Below are 19,239 nucleotides of genomic sequence, written 5' to 3'. Positions count from 1 at the left end.
ACGGTCTTTTCGGATATCCGGGGACGGATCGGTCTAAAAAAACAGTTCAATCCAAAAGGCAGTGGCCTCGACTCACTCCCCGACCGGAAGGATATCCCTCCCCACCCGTCTCCGGCAGGGACTGCGCTCAGGATGACATACCAGGATTCCCGGCCATCTCAGATCTTCAGGTTGAGCCCGACCAGGAAATTGATCCCGGCCTGGGGGTAATAGTAGGGAGATGTAGGGTCGTACATATACCCGTTGGATTCATACTTTTCATCCAGGAAATTATTCACCAGCCCGCTAATGGTTACCGACCTGAAAAATGCTACTTTTTCCAGCTCCAGGGACACGTTGAGATCATTGACAAAATAGGCGGAAAGCGCTGCTACCCCTCTTCCCGTATTATCCATATACTGTTTCCCCACGTATTTTGACAACAGTGACAGCTGAAGGTTATCCACGGGCAGGAACGTAAGCGCATTCCCTGCTATGATCCCCGGGGAAAAAGAGATCTCGGTGTTCCCGAGGTCGTCCACCCCTTCTTCCGTTTCGATCACGTAATCCACATTGCGGTTATCGCTCAGTGCAATGTTTGGCCGTACCACCCAGCGATCGGAAAGCATTACCGTAGCATCGACCTCGAGGCCGAGCCTGTAGCTGTCCCCGCTGTTCCGGCGTATGGGAGCCCCTACATTGTCGAGCTCACCGGTAAGCACCAGCTGATCCTTGTACCGCATATAATAGGCGTTGGCATTGAGCCTGACATTTCCCGAGAGATGTCTCCAGCCCAGCTCAAAGTCGTTCAGGTATTCCGGTTTCGGGTTCCCTCCCTTATAATCGCTCCTGTTGGGTTCCCGCCCTGCCCTGGCATAGGAAAAGTAAAAGCTGTTTCCGGGATTGACGATATAGGTGACCCCGGCTTTGGGATTGAAAAAACCGAAGGTATCATCGACCAGGCCGGTCTCCGCCCCGTTGGCTTCATACCCGATACCGCGGTATTGCATATCGCCGAACAGGTTCCAGTGTTCACCCAGCTTGTAATTTACCTTGGCAAAAACATTGAAATCGGTTTTCAGGGAGTTGTCGTCGTAATACCTGTCCCTGATCTCGCTTTGTGAAGCGTACCGCGCCCAGACGATATCGCCGAAATGATCGCCTTCGTATTTGTTCCACGCCCCACCTACGACAACATCCAGCAACTCTTCTTCATAGTGTACCGAAAAGGTGGTACCATAAAAGTCGTTGTCCAGCCATTCCCTGCCTATCAGGTCGGTAGTATTTACCGTATCGCCGCCCTGAATGACCGGTTCAAGTCCGTAATCGGCAAAATCCCGGTCTTCCCCGTATTGTTCGAAATACCCCCTTCCGTAAGTATAATGCAATGCCAGGTTGGTGCTCCAGCGGTCTGACCACTGCTGGCTCCAGTGCAACTGGGCATGGTCCTGCTTGTAATCATCTACCTCATTGTCGTAAAAACGGGTATTGCCTTCCTCATCGGTGTACTGTCCGGCAGAATTATACCTCCTGTCGGTCTTCAGTGTTTCGGCATCGATACCGTTCCAGGACTGATAGGTCGTCTCATGGCCCCCGAACACCAGGGCCTTTACCAGGGTGTTTTCATCGACATAGGCGCCTTGCAGGAAATACGATTTCAGGTCAGATGAAGCCCTGTCTACATACCCGTCGGAACGAATGGCCGAAAGACGTCCGGACATTTCAAAATGCTCGTTCAGTTTTCCTGTGGTAAACTTCAGGGTATGCTTCCTGGTGTTAAAACTACCATAGGAATTGGCAATTTCTCCCCCGGCCTCTTCAGCTACGGCATCGGTAAGCAGGTTCAGGCTGGCTCCGAATGCCCCCGCCCCGTTGGTAGATGTCCCCACTCCGCGCTGCAACTGCATATTTTCCACCGAAGAGGCAAAATCAGGCATATTCACCCAGAAACTGCCATGAGATTCCGAATCGTTATAGGGGATACCGTTTATGGTAACATTTACCCGGGTGGCATCGCTCCCCCTTACCCTGATACCGGTATATCCCACCCCGGCCCCGGCATCTGATGTCGTGACCACCGAAGGCAGGTAGTTCATAAGCACGGGGATATCCTGGCCCAGGTTCCTGGAAGCAATATCCTCTTTGGTCAGGTTACTGAACGTTACCGGATTCTGCGCGGTAACCCTTACGGCAGACACCAGCACCTCATCAAGGGCTACCAGTTCGGATGCGGTGGTATCCTTTACCTCCGGTTCCTGCGACAAGACATACTGCCCGCCGAGTATCGACAGGGCAACAGCCGCAAATCTGCGGTTTCCGAACACACAATACAACATTTTCATTCGCAACAATTTTGCACGAATAAAAAGGGGTTATTATTCTCTGGTTAAAAAACAGATTATTTCCGGGCCCCGGAACCGACACACTTCAATATGGTTCCGGAATGTCGCCGTACCGGCCGGTTGTTCCGGCCCGCCAGCCGGCTCGGCCCTCCCTAAACAGCATTACCTGTTCGAGGTTCCATGGGTATGATCTCAGCTTGCTCCTGCCCTATTGTTCTGCGAACAACAAACAGCGTTTAAGCACCCCTTTTGAGATATCAACAGATTGCAAAATTACGAGCTAAAAACATATTTTCCTCATTTTTTCGCTTTTTTTCGGCAGGAAGGTCCCGCGACACAGGAGATGTTTTTTATGGTCCCGTTAAGAGCTGATTGTTAATGTATTCTTTATTTTTGCGCTATGAACACTATGAACACGAAAAAAAGCACGATCACCTATAAGGTATTGCTCAGCTATATCGCCCTGGCCATTCTCATTGTTGCGGTAGGGTGGTTTGTCTATGCCGAATTCCAGATCTTTACCAGGCACCAGAACAGCAATGCTTTCGAAAGCAAGAAACTGCTCATTACCAGTTCGCTCGTCGCCCATTTGTACGAAACGGAAAGCCTGGCCAGAATAACACTGCAATCGTCCTCTTCCCGGAATTTCAATGCTTTTATGGATGAAACGACCATCCTTTACAAGGAAATAGATTCCCTCAAACCGCTGATCGACAACCAGAACCAGGTAGGCTTACTGGACAGTGTCAAGATACTCCTGGACAAAAAGGTGGAGAATATCAGGGAACTCAGGGCGCTTAAAAGCCGGGATGAGACCGATGTGTCTCTCGAAAAGGCCATAGCCCAGATCACCCAGATGCAGTCGTTTAACAAAGAACTCGGTGTCGAGGATTTTGTAAACCCGGATGAGCTGCAGGATTTTCAGAAAAGTGCCATTCAGAACCTGGTAGACCTTTTAAATGAGAATATTCCCGTCGATTCGTCAGGCAGGGAAAACCGGCAGAGAATTGCAGATTCCGTGCTTACGGCCTCAAAGGAACTGTTAAAAGACCTGAAGATCAAAACGTCCAATATAAAAAGGTCGCTTACCGCCAAGGAAGACGAACTGCTCCGGGACGATATTACCATTTCACAACAGCTGCGCGAAATACTGTCCTCGTTCGAAGGAGAGATCATCAGTACTACCAATGCCCTGAACCAGCAACGCGACCTCGCCCTGAAAAATACCATCAGGGTGATCACTATTGCGGCCGTTCTGGGATTATTGCTCACCATTTTCTTTTCTTATCTCATCCTGAACGACTTCTGGAAGAGCCAGTCTTACCGAAAACAACTGGAAAATGCCAAAAACACGACAGAACAACTCCTGAAAAACCGGGAGCAGCTCATTTATACCGTAGGACATGATCTCCGTACTCCCCTGAGCACCATAATAGGATACACCGATCTCTTACATAACTCAGAGATCAGCACCAAGCAGGAGCAGTACGTATCGCGGGTAAAAAACGCCTCCCGGTATGTGAGGAACCTGGTAGACGACCTCCTGGACTACAACAAGCTGGAGGCGGGAAAGATCAAGATAGAAAACACCCTGTTCTCCCTGGAAAGCATTATTTCGGACACTGCCGAAGGAACCAGTGCCCTGTACCCGAACAAGGATATCGAACTGATCGTAGACCTGGAACCCCGCCTGAAAAAACTGCTCATGGGCGATCCGTTCCGCATTAAACAGATCCTGACCAACCTTATCGGCAACGCCTATAAATTTACCGAAAACGGACATATCAGGATCAGGGCGGAAGTATTGGAAAAATTCGGCACTACGTACAGGGTGCGTATCGACGTGGAAGATACGGGGATCGGGATCAGGAAAGACAAGCAGGAGGTCATTTTCAACGAATTTACACAGGCGGAAAGTGCCATAGAGAAAAAATACGGTGGTACCGGGCTCGGGCTCACTATTTCCAGAAAACTGGCATCCCTGCTCGGGGGGTCGCTGGAACTGAAAAGCAGGGAAGGGGAAGGAAGCACATTTACCCTGAAGGTCCCTCTGCAAATCCCTTCGGGGGACAATAACATCCAGGCAGAAGAGAGCCCGGCGATCCCCCGGCTTCCCAAAAAAATAAGGGCTGTGCTTATCGATGACGACGAATCGGTACTCAGCCTTACCGCAGAGATCCTGAAACAGCAATCCTGTAAAGTCAATGGCTTCACCAAAGCTTCAGAGGCCCTGGAATACCTTGGGAACAACGATTACGACCTGATACTGACAGATATCCAGATGCCGGACCTGAACGGCTTTCAGTTCCTGGATGCCTTACACCGGGCAGGCCGTTCGGACCAGGACAAACCGGTGATCGCCATTACCGGAAGGGCCGACCTCAACCGGGAGGAATACCGCAATGCCGGGTTTTCGGAAGTACTACAGAAACCTTTTGCCCCCGGAACCCTGGTTGCCTGCATTTCAAAAGTGCTGCAACAGGATGTCGGCACACAGCGTCCCGACCCGAAGGAAAAGCCAATACCGCAAACCATTCCGGATACAGACGGAAATTCACGCTATAACCTGACTACGCTGAAACAGTTGCTGCAATACGACGATGAGGCCCTCGGGGAAATTCTGCAGACCTTTGCAGAGAGCACTGAAAAAAACATGGAAACCATGAGCGTACAATTCGGGAATAAGGATATTGAAGGGATACAGAGGACCGCACACAAGATGTTCCCCATGTTCAAACAGATAGAGGCCCTGGAAACCGCTTCGCTGCTGGAAAGGCTGGAATACCACATAAACGACATTCCGGAACGGGAACTGGACGCCCTTTTCGGCAGGCTTCACGAACAGGTCACAGGGATACTGGAACAGATCGGGGAGAAATACCTGTAAACACCAAACACCTTTTTACAAAAAACGGCCTATAGCTCGATATTGTAAAGCTTGAGTTTGTTGTACAGGGTTTTCCTGTTCATTTTCAGGAGTTCCGCCGCCCTGCTCTTGTTGTTATTGGTTTCCCTGAGCGCATTGAGGATCATCTTTTTCTCGTTCTCCGTCTTAAAGAAGCTGTAGTCCACCCGCTGGTTTTCCGGCTGGAATATTTCCTGGGGAAGTGCCTCTTTCCGAATGTGGTCGGAAGAAGTAAGCAGGGTGGCCCTTTTGATCACATTCTGCAGTTCACGGATATTCCCCGGCCAGTTATAATTTTCAAAAGCCTCGGCTACCTCGGGAGAAAAACCCAGGACATTTTTACCGAGCTGACGATTGGCAAGCTCCAGGAAATGCTCGGCAAAAAGCATAAGGTCTTCCTTGCGCTCGGAAAGGCTGGGTACATTGATGGAAAACTCGTTAAGCCTGTGAAACAGGTCTTCCCTGAAGGTCCCCTTCCGTACGGCAGCCTGCAGGTCTTCATTGGTTGCCGTTATAAGCCGTATATCCACGTGTATTTCCTTATTGCTCCCGATCCGCTTTACCTTTCTTTCCTGAAGAGCCCTGAGCAGCTGGATCTGGTTTTCATAGGAAAGGTTCCCTACCTCATCCAGGAAAATCGTTCCTCCGTTAGCCGCTTCAAAATGTCCGATCTTATCATTTACGGCCCCCGTAAACGACCCCTTGACATGTCCGAAAAATTCACTGGCAGCGATTTCCTTGGGAATGGCACCGCAATCTACAGCAATAAAATTTTTATCCTTGCGGGCACTTTTATCGTGTATGCTCTTGGCAACGACCTCCTTACCCGTACCACTCTCCCCGATTATGAGCACCGACATATCGGTAGGCCCTACGAGGTTTACATACTCATTGAGCTTTCGGGAAGCTGCACTGGTACCGGTTACAAAGCTTTCGCCCGGCCCGGAAGAAACGGGTTCCCTCACAGGGGCCTGCTTCTTTGGTTCCGGTTGCTGTATTGCAGGCTCAGACAATGCCTTGTTGATAATAATCAGCACCTCATCCGGATTAAACGGTTTTGAGATATAATCAAAAGCTCCCTTCTTCATGGCTTTTACGGCGGTGTTGATATCCGCATACCCGGTCATTAACACTACCGGGGTTTCGGGAAAATCCTGCTTGATCTCCCCCAGCAGGTCGAGTCCGTCGTAATTGGGAAGGCGTAAATCGGTTATGATCAGGTCAAAAGTACGCTTTGCGATTTTGCTTTTGGCTTCGGCAGCAGAAAAACTGGTGGAGACTTCATGTCCGTTTTTCGCAAGAAATTTTTCCAGCACCTTGCAAAAGGCCACATCATCCTCTATAATAAGTATATTGGGCATTAAATATTTTCGTTTATCGTTAAAAACAATCCGGTGATCAGGCATGGCATTTCCCTATAAATATACGTTTTATATCCGTAAAAGGTAAAGCAGCCCTGTTTTTTTGCAAAATTACAAGTCTGAACGATTATACCGCTAAAAAGAACTCCATTTTTTAGAGCCTGTTTAAAATTTGTTTTTAGAATTTTTTATAGTGTATTTTTGTTCCAGATGAAGGCTTTTTTGAGACACATAGCCATAGCTATGAGGCGAGAAAAAGGCGAAATATGGGGCAAAAAGACGCATAAAAAAACTGAAGGATAAAATTTAAACAGGCTCTTAGAAGAAGAAATAATGGCGATGGTTATGAACGGGTTCTTACCGGTTGCACAATTGCCACGGGGTAAATCGCGATACTCCCTGTATCATACGAAAAGAGGCCGCAAATGCGACCTCTTTTACTAACCAACCTAATCTTGGACACAAAAATACTTCTGTATCCACTCACCGTTTTTTTATCAGCAGGGGTATATCTGCTGCGGTTATATTTCGTAAGACAACAATTTTTGTTGTGTTTCTGTTACAGCTTTGTGTTATGATATAAGAAATAATGATGCCAATTGTACACTACATCCATAAATATACTTAAAAAACTGTAAACCAATATTTTACAAAAAAATATAAAATCATACACCTTTCTTAATTGTGTAAAAAATGTGTATACACACGCAACAACTGTGTAAACTTTACACATTCCGGATGCTTCTAAAAAGACTTTTTCACAGGTTGCGGAAAGTGTATAAAAAAGGACAGGCTTCCGAATTCCGGAAGCCTGTCCTGGCGTCTGAATTTAATCAGGTTAAGCCTGATCAAATATATGCAAAATGTAAAACAGGGGGCTTATTATTTCTGGATCCACTCTCCGTCTTCACTGGCATACAGCACTGCAGCCGTACCGTCGATAGTGATCTCAAGCTTGTATTCCTGGCTTTCATTTACAGAAGCTTTATCAAGTGTTGCGTTGGGATAATCTGCGGCCAGCGCATCCTTTACAGCCTGAGGCACTTCATCAGCAGAGATCTCCGTATACTCCTCCTGGAGCACTACATCCATAATTCCATCGTGAAGTACAGGAGCTGCAGCGGTTACAGCGGTTAAACTTCCCAGGGCTAAAACTGAAGCAAAAACTAACTTTTTCATAATACTGTGTTTTAAGATTATACTAATATGTTATTCTATTGTTATGCCTGGTATAATGAAAAAATGATGCCCTGGAACGGACCTCAGGCGACAAAAAAAACAAACAACTGAAAATCAGAATCTTAAACTAAAAAACAATATCATGCCAAAACGGGAATTATGTATAATCCGGATGAGATTACACAAAAACTGTGTAACTTTTACACATATATAAAACACAAAACCAATAGTTTATAAAACACACCTCCGCGCCAGACATTTCCCGGAAGGCATCCCGGAAGAGGTTTCAAAACAGGGACTATCCCTATTTTTTTACCTGATGCGCCGGTTTGAGCAGGTCGTTGACTGTTTTTACCGGGTTGAAGGTAATAAGCGGTACTTCTACAAAAACGGAGTTCCAGAAGGCCATGCCCCCGTTCCACAGCCCCGGACGTTCCAGGGCTTTCAGCTCCTTGCCTTCCCTGGTCTTTTCCGTAATAAAGGCCTGCCGTTCATCTACAAAATCAGGCAGGTGAAATTCCTCTCCCCTGTAATTCCTGATCCCGCATACAATGTCTACCGGGTTAAAGTGCGTGGCCCCGTTCATGATTTTTACCTGCCGCCGGTTGCCCAGGTCTATCTGTGCCGACTCTATGATCTGCAGCGATACGTTGCCGTCTTCATCCTTGATCCAGAAGGGACCTCCCCCCGGATCGCCTTCATTGCGCACCATACCGCACACCCTGAGGGGGCGGTTTAATTTCTCCATCAGGTGTTCTACCTGGTACCTCCGGGTATATTTATAAAAATCGGGGGCGGTATAGGTATTGAGTTCTTCGTGAAGGAAAGCCCGGACCTCCAGGATCTGCGTATCGGAAATTTCGGTTTCTTCCAGCATCCTGGCATATCCGAAGATCCGCTGCTGGTAATGCAGCAATATCCCCGCCAGCATCTTCTTATAATCGGCCATTTCGTGCTTGTAGCGGTATACCACCACATTGTCGATGTTTTTGATAAAAACGATATCCGCTTCCTGGTCGTTCAGGTTTTCTATAAGCGCCCCGTGCCCGGCAGGCCGGAACAGCAGGGTCCCGTCTTCCGTGCGGAAAGGTTCGTCCTGGGGCGTCACGGCAATGGTATCGGTCGAGGCTTTCTGAAAAGAAAAATCCACATCAAAATCGATCCCGGTCTTTTCCTTTACACTGCGGATAATATTTTTAAACGCCTCGTCAAACTTGCTGGTGTGCTCTTCGGAGATGGTAAAGTGAAGCCTCGCCCTTCCGCCGGAAACATTGTAGAGTGCTGCTTCATACAGGTGTTCTTCAAAAGCGGTCGCACTATGCGTCTTATACTTGTGGAAAGGCAGGAGCCCCTTGGGGTAAGCGCCCATATCGAACCCCTCTTCCGACAGTATTTCGTGGACAAAAAGATATTTTTGCCGGTCGTCGGGAAGGCGCTCGAAATCAGGGTGTTTTTCTTCCAGTGCTTTCATCACATCGCGATAGAAAGGCAGTTTCTCCACCCCCACAAAAAAGGTCTGCATGTCCTGGGCCTTCTTCCGGTTTACATAGGCATTAAAGGTCTCCCTGTCCGGGTTGAACCCGTCCAGAAAGTGAAACAGGGCGCGGAACATCCTGGTTGCCGCCCCGGATGCGGGAACAAACTTCATGACGTCCAGGTCTTCCTTCTGTTCCTCATACAGGGAAACGTAATACTGCCTCTGGGATTCGGAGACCGGAATGATCCCGTTGTGCAGGGTAGCCGACCTCAAGAGGTTTATAAAGGGGATCCCTTCCTTAAATATTTCTATCTGCTTTGATACCTCTTCGGGGGAAATTTCCTTTTCCTCCAGCAATTCCAGATCTTTTTCCTCGAGCATAGTGTTGTTTTAATTTGGGTTACAGGTTTGTTGTTCTTAGTTCGTAGTTTGTTAGTTCTTAGCTGCAGGTTTGAATCATAACTCTGAATTCTGAACTCATTCAAAATTCAACCTCCCGTCCTGCCCTTCATGGAATAGCAAACTGTTCCCTTTTACTTTTCAAATATTTTCGCAATATGCGCCTTGGCCTGTCGCAGACGCTCTTTTTCTTTTCCTTCTAAAACGACATAAGGCAGCCGATATTTTTCAAGGGCCTGCCTAAAATATTCAAACATTTCGGTACGCTCTCCCGGTTTGTCCCTCAGATCGTCCTTTTCCCAGGGAACGTCAATATAGGTCAAAAAGTACAGATCGTAACTATTCTGCAGGGCAAATTTCGCAATAAGAGGATCACAACGCCCGTAATACACCTCCGAATACACCTTGAGTTCCATCAGGTTGGTGTCACAGAAAAGCAGCCTGTCTGCCTCCTTTGCCTTCTCGTTCTCCAGCTTCATCTGCCCTATGGCAATGGGCAGCATATCTTCGGGTGCACAGGTACCCTGCCCGCGGTCCCATTTGTCCTGGAGATATTCGCGCATGTATTCGGGCACCCATTCCGTGTGGTAAAAGGAGGCCAGTTGCCTTGCCAGGGTGGTCTTCCCGGTAGATTCGGGACCGATAAGTACTACCTTAACAAGGTCGCCGGACTTTTGTTCAAGTTTTTCTTCCATGCTAAATATCCGTATATGGCAATGACGGTAAAAAGAGCGTACTGCAGCGATGTAAATACCAGCCCCTTATACATATAGAGGGGCACCGAAACAAGGTCGCCTATAATCCAGTAGGTCCAGTTTTCGAGTTTCTTCCGGGCCATAAGCCACATACCTACAAAGAAAATGGCGGTAGTCACCGTATCGGCATAGGAGGTCCAGCTGTCCAGGCGCTCAAAAAACCAGTATACACCAAACACAAAAGCTATGGTAAGCACAAACAATACCGCAGACCATATCTTTTCGTTACGGGTAGTACGTGTTACCGGGATAAAATGCGTAGCATCGACCTTGCGGGTCCAGAAATACCATCCGTAGATACTCATGGAAAAATAATACGCATTGATAAGCATATCGCCCAGCAGGCCGTATATCCAGAGTATATATACAAAAATGGCCGTACTCACAATACCGGTAGGATATACCAGGATATTCTCCCGCTTCGAATACAGTACACTTAAAAAACCGAATATCACGGCTATTATTTCCAGTACGGTGAGATGCAGGGGCACATCGTCATACTGGGCAAAGATCCAATCAAAAATGTGGTTCATAATCGCTGCGATCCGATTTTACGATCTTCATATACAACAGTCCCCGTTCCACCAGTTCAAAAGCTTCTTTGATCTCTGTAGTCAACAATGCCATGACCTTGTCATAGTCTCCGTATACCTGTGTGCTCAACGGGTTTTCCAGTACCGTAAGTCCGGAAGCACGGAGTTTTTTAATAAAGTGAATAATGGCATCTTCATATTGGTCCTGTAGCGGAGTTAAAGTGAGTTCTACCGAAATTTTCATAGCAAATTATTAATGGTTAATGGTCTTTCCCGGGTGTAAAAACGGATAAAACGGATTATAATGATCTATTCAGGTTCCCAAAGGCTCCCTGAGGGCATAGGCACAGGTAAACCCTTCAAACTCGAGGAAAGGCACCCGGTATTTCCGGACCTGCCCTTCGTAATGTATCCACGACGTGGTATGGTTTTCTCCGGGAAGAAACGGAATGACCCTGGTATGCTCCTTAAAACTCATCCCTTTTACGGCAAAAACCTTATAAAGGCTTTCCTTGGCACACCATATCACCGTAAGCTTCCTCACCAGGTCTTCATCCGTCAGGTAACTGAACTCGTAATCTACGAACTTGTCTGCGATCAGCCTTATTTTTTCCCGTTGTTTTTCGATATCTATCCCCACCGGGGCATCACTGATAATCACCGCAGAAAATCCGAAAGAATGGGTTATTGAGATACATTTGCCGTCTTTCAGGTGGGGCTTCCCGTTAGCGTCGTAGTACAATGCTTCCGCTTCATAGCCTGCCTCCCTGAGCAGCTGCCGTACACTCAGGAACCCCCTGCGGTGAATATCGGATTTCATCGAATTCACCCGGTGCAGGCATCTCGGGGTGGGATGTATGTTTTGCAGTAATTCCTCGTAGCTCTCTTCAATTTTCCAGATCCGTATGGTGGTATTTTCGTTTACCGATATGGTTTTATACAGCGGCATAAAAAGTTCCGTTCTGAAAGCCCCGGGGCCTTCGGCATTACAAACCGCAAGTCCGTAAAACGAACTATACGGCTTCTATATTTTACTTAGATAAAGTTATTCCTTAACTTTGCACCCTCCTTTTCCCTTTTCGGAAAGGGGACCACAAATCGCTTAAAAAACAAATATACGATTATGAATACAAAAACAGCTCCCTACACTGCATATAAAGTGAAGGATATTTCACTGGCCGAATGGGGAAGAAAGGAAATAGAGCTGGCAGAAGCCGAAATGCCCGGCCTGATGTCGCTTCGCGAGGAATATGCGGAAGAACAACCCCTGAAGGGAGCACGTATAGCAGGATGCCTGCACATGACGATACAGACCGCCGTACTCATAGAAACCCTCGTAGCCCTCGGGGCCGAGGTTACCTGGAGTTCCTGTAATATTTTCTCTACGCAGGACCATGCCGCCGCCGCCATTGCTGCTGCCGGTATTCCGGTCTATGCGTGGAAAGGCATGAACGAGGAAGAGTTCAACTGGTGTATCGAACAGACCCTTTTCTTCGGGGAAGAGCGGAAACCGCTTAATATGATCCTGGACGACGGAGGCGATCTCACCAATATGGTGCTCGATCAGTACCCCGGCCTGGTACCGGGCGTCAGGGGCCTTTCGGAAGAAACCACTACAGGGGTACACCGCCTGTATGAACGTATGAAAAACGGAACGCTCCCCATGCCTGCCATAAACGTCAATGACTCCGTGACCAAATCGAAATTTGACAACAAGTACGGATGCCGGGAGAGCGCCGTGGACGCCATAAGAAGGGCTACCGATGTCATGCTTGCCGGAAAACGCGTGGTCGTATGCGGGTACGGTGATGTAGGCAAGGGTACCGCGGCTTCTTTCAGGGGTGCCGGGGCCATAGTTACCGTAACCGAAATAGATCCTATCTGCGCCCTGCAGGCGGCCATGGAAGGCTATGAGGTTAAAAAACTGGAAAATGTAGTGGGCAAGGCAGATATCGTGATTACCACCACGGGAAACAAGGATATCGTAACAGGACGTCATTTCGAGGCCATGAAAGACAAGACCATCGTGTGTAATATCGGGCATTTTGACAACGAGATCGATGTGGCCTGGCTGAACAAAAATCACGGGGCTTCCAAAGTGAATATCAAACCCCAGGTAGACAAATATACTGTAAACCGCAACGACATCATCCTGCTGGCCGAAGGCAGGCTGGTAAACCTGGGCTGTGCCACCGGCCATCCCAGCTTTGTGATGAGCAACTCCTTTACCAACCAGACCCTGGCACAGATAGAATTGTGGAACCGCGGCGACAAATACGAAAACAAGGTATATATGCTGCCCAAACACCTGGATGAGAAAGTGGCAAGGCTTCATCTTGAAAAGATCGGTGTGGAGCTGGAAACTCTCAGCGAAGACCAGGCAAAATATATAGGCGTTACGGTAGAAGGCCCGTTCAAACCGGATTATTACCGGTATTAATGACCGGGACCTCCCATCCCGGCAGACGCAGGACTTCAAGACAAGATTGAAGATACAGGACATTAATATGCCGGTTTTGAGGCATGCCCAAACCTGCAACCTGTAACTTGTAACATAAAAAGGCTGCCCCCATCGGTACGGGGCAGCCTTAAATTTTAGCTATATTTTATAATTCCGGGAAAAACCTATTCCTTAATTTAGCACAAAACACAAAAAATGAAGATCATCTCCTATAATGTCAACGGTATCAGGGCCGCGATAAACAAGGGATTTCTCAACTGGCTGCAAATTGCCGCCCCGGATGTCATCTGCCTCCAGGAAACCAAGGCCATGAAGGAGCAGGTTGACCTCTCCCTGTTTGAAAAGGCCGGATATCCGTATCATTACTGGTTCAGTGCCGAAAAGAAAGGTTACAGCGGGGTGGCCATACTCTCCAGGATGCAACCCGATCATGTGGAATTCGGGACGGGGATAGATTATATGGATATGGAAGGACGTAACATCCGGGCCGATTTTAACGGTATTTCCGTAATGAGCCTCTACCTGCCCTCTGGAACCAACATCAACCGGCTGGAACACAAACTGCAGTACATGGCCGATTTCCAGGAATACATCGACCGCCTGAAACAGGAAAGGCCCCAGCTCGTTATTTCGGGAGATTACAATATCTGTCACCGTGCCATTGACATCCACGACCCGGTACGCAACGCCAGGGTTTCCGGGTTCCTCCCGGTGGAAAGGGCCTGGATAGACGATTTTATCAATAACGGCTTCGTAGATAGTTTCCGGCACTTCAACCAGGAGCCGCACCAGTATTCGTGGTGGAGTTACCGGGCCAATGCCAGGAACAACAACAAGGGCTGGCGTATCGATTACAATATGGTAAGCCAGCCGCTCAGGGACAAGCTGTCGAGAGCGGTCATACTCCCCGAAGCCAGGCACAGCGACCATTGCCCGATTATGGTGGAACTCAATGTTTAAACAATAGTACCATGTGGAAAAAAGCATTTTACGGGATCGGCATGCTGGTCTTTCTCTCTTCCTGTGTCTCTGCAGGAGTGTACAAGGATCTCGAAGCCCGTTACCAATCGCTCCAACAGCAAAAGGACACCCTCCAACACAGGGTGGAGGAACAGGAAACAGCAAACCGGCAGCTGGAAAACGAACTCTCTTCGCTCCGGAAGGCACATGAAGAAGCCACTGCAGAACGCGACAGGCTGGAACGGGAATACGCCGCCGCCAGGAACAACCTGGAAAACCTGCAGCAGTCGTATGAAGCCCTGGAAAAGAACAGCAGTGCCTCTATCGCCGAAAATTCCAGGAGAAACAGGGAATTGCTCGCCGAACTGGAAGCCAAGGAAAATGCGCTTGCCGAAGAGAGTGCACGCCTTGAAATGCTCAAAAGGGAACTTCACCAGCGTTCAGGGAGGGTCGATGAACTGGAAAGCCTGATCGCTTCCAAAGATGCGGCCATGCAGCAACTGAAGGATGCCGTTTCAAAAGCCCTGCTCGATTTTGAAGGCAACGGCCTCACTGTAGAACAACGCGACGGAAAAGTCTATGTATCGATGGAAAACAAGCTGCTCTTCGGCAGCGGGAGCTGGGCTGTAGGACAGGAAGGACGGCGGGCAGTTGCGGAACTGGGAAAAGTACTGGCCCAGAACCCCGATATTTCCGTACTCATAGAAGGACATACCGACAATGTTCCCTACCGCGGCAACGGCCATATTGAAAATAACTGGGACCTCTCTACCAAGAGGGCTACTGCCATTGTCAGGATATTGCGGGAAAACCCGGGGATAGATGCGCAGAACCTCACTGCTGCCGGAAGAAGCGAATACGCCCCGGTAGCACCGAATACCAGTCCCGAAGGAAAAGCCAAAAACAGGAGGATCGAAGTGATCCTCACCCCGAAACTGGACGAAATATCGCGATTGCTGAACGAACTATAACACTGAGACCCCCTTTATGAAATATACCCTGTTACCCGATACCGGCCTCACCGTAAGCAAAATATGCCTGGGCACCATGACCTGGGGAGAGCAAAATACCGAGGCCGACGGACATCAGCAGATGGATTACGCCCTGGAACAGGGTGTCAATTTTTTTGATACGGCCGAGCTATACGCCGTACCGGCACGAAAAGAAACCCAGGGAGCTACAGAGCGCATCATCGGTTCATGGTTCCGGAAAACCGGGAACCGGGACAAGGTAATACTCGCCTCCAAAGTGGCAGGCCCGGGATATTCAAACAAGCATATCCGCCAGAACGGTTTCTGCAGGGAAGCCATTACCGAAGCCCTGAACGCCAGCCTTAAAAGGCTGCAGACCGATTATATCGACCTCTACCAGTTGCACTGGCCGGAACGGAATGCCAACTTTTTCGGAAAACGTGGTTACGAGCACCGGGAAAACGAGCAGTGGAAGGATAATTTTGCCGGAATCCTGGAAACCCTGGACCATTTTATCAGGGAAGGAAAAATCCGCCATATCGGAGTGTCTAATGAAACGCCGTACGGGGTTATGCGCTTTCTCGAAGAAAGCCGGAAACACGGACTCCCCAAAATGGTCACCGTACAAAATCCGTATTCGCTGGTCAACAGGCAGTATGAAACAGGGCTGGCAGAGATCTCCATGAGGGAAAACATCGGGTTGATCCCCTATTCTCCCCTGGCCTTCGGCACCCTGAGCGGCAAGTACCTGGATGCCCGCCCGGAAAACTCGAGGATCACCCTTTTTCCCGGAATGAGCCGGTACAGCAGTAAACAGGCCACCACAGCTATCCGGAAATATTGTGCCCTGGCTGCGGCACACCGGCTTTCGCCGGCACAAATGGCGCTCGCATTCGTCAACAGCCGTCCTTTTGTGACAAGCACCATCATCGGGGCCACTACCGTGGAACAGCTCAGGGAAAATATCGGCAGTATTGACATCAATCTCAACAAGGAGATCATGCAGGAGATCGATGCCATATACCAGGAGTTTCCCGACCCGGCTCCCTGACAGGAAGGCATTTTATGGGCACCGGCATTCCATTTTAGCCCGGTACCTGGCCAAGAACACATCCTTTTTTAGTACTTTTGACCTGGATATGGTGCGGATGGCATTCGCAACTTCAAAACTGAACCTATGAGTGAAATAAGACATAACTGGACCAAAGAAGAGATACTGGACATTTATAACAAGCCACTGATGGAGCTGCTTTACGAAGCTGCCACGGTACACCGTAAGCACCACGATCCGAATACGGTACAGGTCTCCACCCTGCTCTCCATAAAGACCGGAGGATGCCCGGAAGATTGCGGGTACTGCCCGCAGGCCGCGCGCTATCATACCAATGTAGAAGGCAACGACCTGATGAGTGTGCAGCAGGTAAAAGCGCAGGCACTTCGTGCCAGATCGGCCGGAAGTTCCAGGGTATGTATGGGCGCCGCATGGCGCAATGTAAAGGACGGACCGGAATTTGACGAGGTACTCGAAATGGTGCGTACCATCAACAAACTGGACATGGAAGTGTGCTGTACCCTCGGCATGATTACCGAAAATCAGGCCAGGCGCCTGGCAGAAGCCGGTCTTTATGCCTATAACCACAACCTGGACACCTCGGAAGAATATTATAAGGAAGTCATCTCTACAAGAGGGTATGAAGACCGCCTGCAAACCATAGAAAACGTACGTAAGACCAATGTCACCGTATGTAGCGGGGGGATTATAGGTATGGGAGAAAAACTGGAAGACCGGGCCGGAATGCTGGTGGCTCTCTCCACACTGAATCCGCAACCGGAATCCGTACCCATCAATGCCCTGGTAGCGGTAGACGGTACTCCGATGGAAGACCAGGAGCCGGTAGAAATATGGGAAATGATCCGTATGGTAGCCACCACCCGTATCGTGATGCCCGAAACCCAGGTCCGCCTCTCTGCAGGGCGTACCAGTATGAGCCGCGAAGGGCAGGCCATGTGCTTCTTTGCCGGGGCGAACTCCATCTTCGCGGGAGACAAACTGCTCACCACCCCCAACCCGGATGTCAATGAAGACATGCAGATGTTCAAAATGCTCGGGCTCAACCCCCAGAAACCCTTTACCAAAAAAGTACAGCCACAAACGGTAGAAGCGGAAAACACCGTATTTACCTCCCTCGACGAACGCCCGCGATGGACCAGGCCGGGGCATACCATAGAACGCAACGAACTGGCCAGACAAAAAAATAAATAATTATCATAAACTTCTTAAAAAATCATTAGATTTGCATCCCGATTTCAGGCCTCGGTGGCGGAATTGGTAGACGCGCCGGATTCAAAATCCGGTTCTTTCGGGAGTGTGGGTTCGATTCCCACCCGAGGTACGTAAAAACCCTGTGAAACGCTTGTTTTACGGGGTTTTTGGTTTTTTTGGGTGGCAAAATTGGTGGCAGATTTTTTTGTGTACAGTAAAAATGTTTCTTACCATAACATCCTATAAACTCTGGAGGGTATATAACATAGCATTGGCATTTGGCGGTATTTTGGCTTCATTGTGGCGGTATTGGCGGTATTTTGGCGTTATTCTTCTTATGGCAAGTAAAAATATGAGCCTGCCCCCTTTGTTTCAGAACTTTTTAAAACTTTCTTTTCAACCAATTGAGATAATTCTCTTGATGCAGTCCGCTCACTTATTGAGTTTATAGATTGATATTCTTTATTTGTAATCTGCCCATTTTCTTTTACAAACTCAACGGCTTTAAACTGTCTTTCATTTAGCCCGAGTTTGTTTAATTGTTCTTCTGTCAGGTTGTTTTTGAAAAGTGTTACCAGTAAACCATTCTGAAACTCTTTTATTTCAGGCTCAGGTAATCCTGCTTCTTTACAGGCATTATATATTTTCAACATTCCACGACCCCAAGAATCAATGTAGCCTCCTTTGAAACAAACATCTGCAATGAGTATATTTCTTGGTTGTGAAGCATGAAAACCTTTTAACGCTTCTATACTTAAACCTTGTGGTAAAGTTCCCTCATTCCAAAAAACAATTTTATCATCATAAACTCTGATTTGGGTAGGTGCTCCCATATAATTACGGTGTACCAAAGCATTCAGTATAACTTCACGCAATGCAGGAACAGGATACTCGCTGGTTTCGATTCTTTTCATTCCTTCAAATGAGACTTTCCTTATAAGAAATTTGTGATGTAACTGTTCCAGAATGGTTTGAAGTATCATAATTAGATTCCCTTCTTCATTTTCCTGGAATATAAGATCTGCATCATCTTTCCCGAAACGACCAATCTTTACAAATGTATTCGGATAAAATTTTGCAGGGTCTTTGGCAAACAAAACGATTGCGGCCCGTTTCAACTGTCCGTTTTCGGTAAGCCTTAATTTGTCAAATAACTGCGGAACAGTTAAGCCTTTACTTTCGGGCAAACGCCCTGAAAATTCCGCTTCCTGGACAAATGTAGCAACTGCCTTTTCGTCAATGTCGTCAAACGTGGCTCTTGGTTCAATTACGTCATCCCATGTTTTTCCTGATTTTTTCAACAAAAACTCATTGAGCGAGGCCCCCGTTAATTCCTGTTTGGTACTTCCGCTACGGTAATAGTATCGACCCCGCAGGGAAATAGGCACGGAATAGGGAAGCGTAATGATTTCGATAAAGTGTTTCCCCGATTCTTCATGCAGGTTTACCTCAACGGTAATGCCCATTGCATTTCGGATTTTGTTGGGGATATCGTCCATTAACCTTTTGTGATCGTCAATGCCTGATACATTTCCATTATCGTCCTTTCCTATAAAAATCACACCACCCTGGGCATTGGCAAAACCGCACACCCATTTTAAATAATCATCGTGCCAAGTACTTTTGTATTCTATGTTTTGGGATTCGGACATTC

Annotated in this window: 15 protein-coding genes and 1 tRNA gene; 7 read left to right on the top strand and 9 right to left on the bottom strand. The window is 48.1% G+C overall.

All coding sequences use genetic code 11. The features are described from left to right. Positions 1-158: 158 nt before the first annotated feature. Positions 159-2,321, bottom strand: coding sequence for a TonB-dependent receptor (locus DN748_RS13030; protein WP_112372266.1), 2,163 nt, complete (start codon positions 2,319-2,321; stop codon positions 159-161). A 409-nt stretch (positions 2,322-2,730) separates the two neighbouring features. Between DN748_RS13030 and DN748_RS13025 the strand changes: the two genes are divergently transcribed. Further along, positions 2,731-5,208, top strand: coding sequence for an ATP-binding protein (locus DN748_RS13025; protein ID WP_161554562.1), 2,478 nt, complete (start codon positions 2,731-2,733; stop codon positions 5,206-5,208). Positions 5,209-5,237: 29 nt separating this feature from the next. On the opposite strand, the gene DN748_RS13020 is transcribed toward DN748_RS13025, so the two are convergent. The 7 genes from DN748_RS13020 to DN748_RS12990 form a co-directional block, all read right to left on the bottom strand. Then, positions 5,238-6,587 carry a sigma-54-dependent transcriptional regulator gene (locus DN748_RS13020; protein ID WP_112372322.1) on the bottom strand — a complete coding sequence of 450 codons (1,350 nt, stop codon included), beginning with the start codon at positions 6,585-6,587 and terminating at the stop codon, positions 5,238-5,240. Between the two features lie 882 nt (positions 6,588-7,469). Continuing rightward, positions 7,470-7,766, bottom strand: a complete 297-nt coding sequence (locus DN748_RS13015) for a hypothetical protein (RefSeq protein ID WP_112372264.1) — start codon at positions 7,764-7,766, stop codon at positions 7,470-7,472. 304 nt (positions 7,767-8,070) lie between these two features. Further along, entirely contained in the window at positions 8,071-9,624 is a 1,554-nt protein-coding gene (locus DN748_RS13010) for a DUF4301 family protein (protein ID WP_112372263.1), read from the bottom strand. A gap of 152 nt (positions 9,625-9,776) precedes the next feature. Further along, a complete protein-coding gene (locus DN748_RS13005) occupies positions 9,777-10,337 on the bottom strand; it encodes an AAA family ATPase (protein WP_112372262.1) in 561 nt (186 codons plus the stop codon). Then, positions 10,292-10,930, bottom strand: coding sequence for a nicotinamide riboside transporter PnuC (pnuC, locus tag DN748_RS13000; protein ID WP_112372261.1), 639 nt, complete (start codon positions 10,928-10,930; stop codon positions 10,292-10,294). The genes DN748_RS13005 and pnuC overlap by 46 nt, the downstream gene beginning before the upstream one ends. Next, positions 10,914-11,174, bottom strand: a complete 261-nt coding sequence (locus DN748_RS12995; RefSeq protein WP_112372260.1) for a thiamine-binding protein — start codon at positions 11,172-11,174, stop codon at positions 10,914-10,916. The genes pnuC and DN748_RS12995 overlap by 17 nt, the downstream gene beginning before the upstream one ends. A gap of 69 nt (positions 11,175-11,243) precedes the next feature. After that, a complete protein-coding gene (locus tag DN748_RS12990) occupies positions 11,244-11,879 on the bottom strand; it encodes a 4'-phosphopantetheinyl transferase family protein (protein WP_112372259.1) in 636 nt (211 codons plus the stop codon). Positions 11,880-12,053: 174 nt separating this feature from the next. Between DN748_RS12990 and ahcY the strand changes: the two genes are divergently transcribed. From ahcY to DN748_RS12960, 6 genes are all read left to right on the top strand, one after another. Continuing rightward, positions 12,054-13,370, top strand: coding sequence for an adenosylhomocysteinase (gene ahcY, locus DN748_RS12985; RefSeq protein WP_112372258.1), 1,317 nt, complete (start codon positions 12,054-12,056; stop codon positions 13,368-13,370). Between the two features lie 216 nt (positions 13,371-13,586). Continuing rightward, positions 13,587-14,351, top strand: coding sequence for an exodeoxyribonuclease III (locus DN748_RS12980; protein WP_112372257.1), 765 nt, complete (start codon positions 13,587-13,589; stop codon positions 14,349-14,351). An 11-nt stretch (positions 14,352-14,362) separates the two neighbouring features. Beyond that, positions 14,363-15,322 carry an OmpA/MotB family protein gene (locus DN748_RS12975; RefSeq protein ID WP_112372256.1) on the top strand — a complete coding sequence of 320 codons (960 nt, stop codon included), beginning with the start codon at positions 14,363-14,365 and terminating at the stop codon, positions 15,320-15,322. A 16-nt stretch (positions 15,323-15,338) separates the two neighbouring features. Next, the gene (locus DN748_RS12970; RefSeq protein WP_112372255.1) at positions 15,339-16,373 is read left to right on the top strand and encodes an NADP(H)-dependent aldo-keto reductase; all 1,035 of its coding nucleotides are present in this window, start codon (positions 15,339-15,341) and stop codon (positions 16,371-16,373) included. Between the two features lie 126 nt (positions 16,374-16,499). Further along, the gene (gene bioB / locus DN748_RS12965) at positions 16,500-17,585 is read left to right on the top strand and encodes a biotin synthase BioB (protein ID WP_112372254.1); all 1,086 of its coding nucleotides are present in this window, start codon (positions 16,500-16,502) and stop codon (positions 17,583-17,585) included. 48 nt (positions 17,586-17,633) lie between these two features. Then, a tRNA-Leu gene (locus DN748_RS12960) sits at positions 17,634-17,715 on the top strand. A 205-nt stretch (positions 17,716-17,920) separates the two neighbouring features. Here the strand turns inward: DN748_RS12960 and DN748_RS12955 are convergent. Then, a complete protein-coding gene (locus tag DN748_RS12955) occupies positions 17,921-19,237 on the bottom strand; it encodes an ATP-binding protein (RefSeq protein ID WP_112372253.1) in 1,317 nt (438 codons plus the stop codon). Positions 19,238-19,239 lie beyond the last annotated feature (2 nt).

Source organism: Sinomicrobium soli (assembly GCF_003285545.1).
GTDB lineage: Bacteria > Bacteroidota > Bacteroidia > Flavobacteriales > Flavobacteriaceae > Sinomicrobium.
The sequence above is the reverse complement of the archived record's forward strand: the minus strand, read 5'-3'. Positions and strand labels throughout refer to the sequence as shown.

What these genes read in the sequence shown, in the direction of transcription:
- bioB (WP_112372254.1), top strand. Translation starts at nt 16,500, where the DNA reads ATGAGTGAAATAAGACATAACTGGACCAAAGAAGAGATACTGGACATT.
- pnuC (WP_112372261.1), bottom strand. Translation starts at nt 10,930, where the DNA reads ATGAACCACATTTTTGATTGGATCTTTGCCCAGTATGACGATGTGCCC.
- DN748_RS12955 (WP_112372253.1), bottom strand. Translation starts at nt 19,237, where the DNA reads ATGTCCGAATCCCAAAACATAGAATACAAAAGTACTTGGCACGATGAT.
- DN748_RS12980 (WP_112372257.1), top strand. Translation starts at nt 13,587, where the DNA reads ATGAAGATCATCTCCTATAATGTCAACGGTATCAGGGCCGCGATAAAC.
- ahcY (WP_112372258.1), top strand. Translation starts at nt 12,054, where the DNA reads ATGAATACAAAAACAGCTCCCTACACTGCATATAAAGTGAAGGATATT.
- DN748_RS13005 (WP_112372262.1), bottom strand. Translation starts at nt 10,337, where the DNA reads ATGGAAGAAAAACTTGAACAAAAGTCCGGCGACCTTGTTAAGGTAGTA.
- DN748_RS13010 (WP_112372263.1), bottom strand. Translation starts at nt 9,624, where the DNA reads ATGCTCGAGGAAAAAGATCTGGAATTGCTGGAGGAAAAGGAAATTTCC.
- DN748_RS12975 (WP_112372256.1), top strand. Translation starts at nt 14,363, where the DNA reads ATGTGGAAAAAAGCATTTTACGGGATCGGCATGCTGGTCTTTCTCTCT.
- DN748_RS13015 (WP_112372264.1), bottom strand. Translation starts at nt 7,766, where the DNA reads ATGAAAAAGTTAGTTTTTGCTTCAGTTTTAGCCCTGGGAAGTTTAACC.
- DN748_RS12995 (WP_112372260.1), bottom strand. Translation starts at nt 11,174, where the DNA reads ATGAAAATTTCGGTAGAACTCACTTTAACTCCGCTACAGGACCAATAT.
- DN748_RS13030 (WP_112372266.1), bottom strand. Translation starts at nt 2,321, where the DNA reads ATGAAAATGTTGTATTGTGTGTTCGGAAACCGCAGATTTGCGGCTGTT.
- DN748_RS12970 (WP_112372255.1), top strand. Translation starts at nt 15,339, where the DNA reads ATGAAATATACCCTGTTACCCGATACCGGCCTCACCGTAAGCAAAATA.
- DN748_RS12990 (WP_112372259.1), bottom strand. Translation starts at nt 11,879, where the DNA reads ATGCCGCTGTATAAAACCATATCGGTAAACGAAAATACCACCATACGG.
- DN748_RS13020 (WP_112372322.1), bottom strand. Translation starts at nt 6,587, where the DNA reads ATGCCCAATATACTTATTATAGAGGATGATGTGGCCTTTTGCAAGGTG.
- DN748_RS13025 (WP_161554562.1), top strand. Translation starts at nt 2,731, where the DNA reads ATGAACACGAAAAAAAGCACGATCACCTATAAGGTATTGCTCAGCTAT.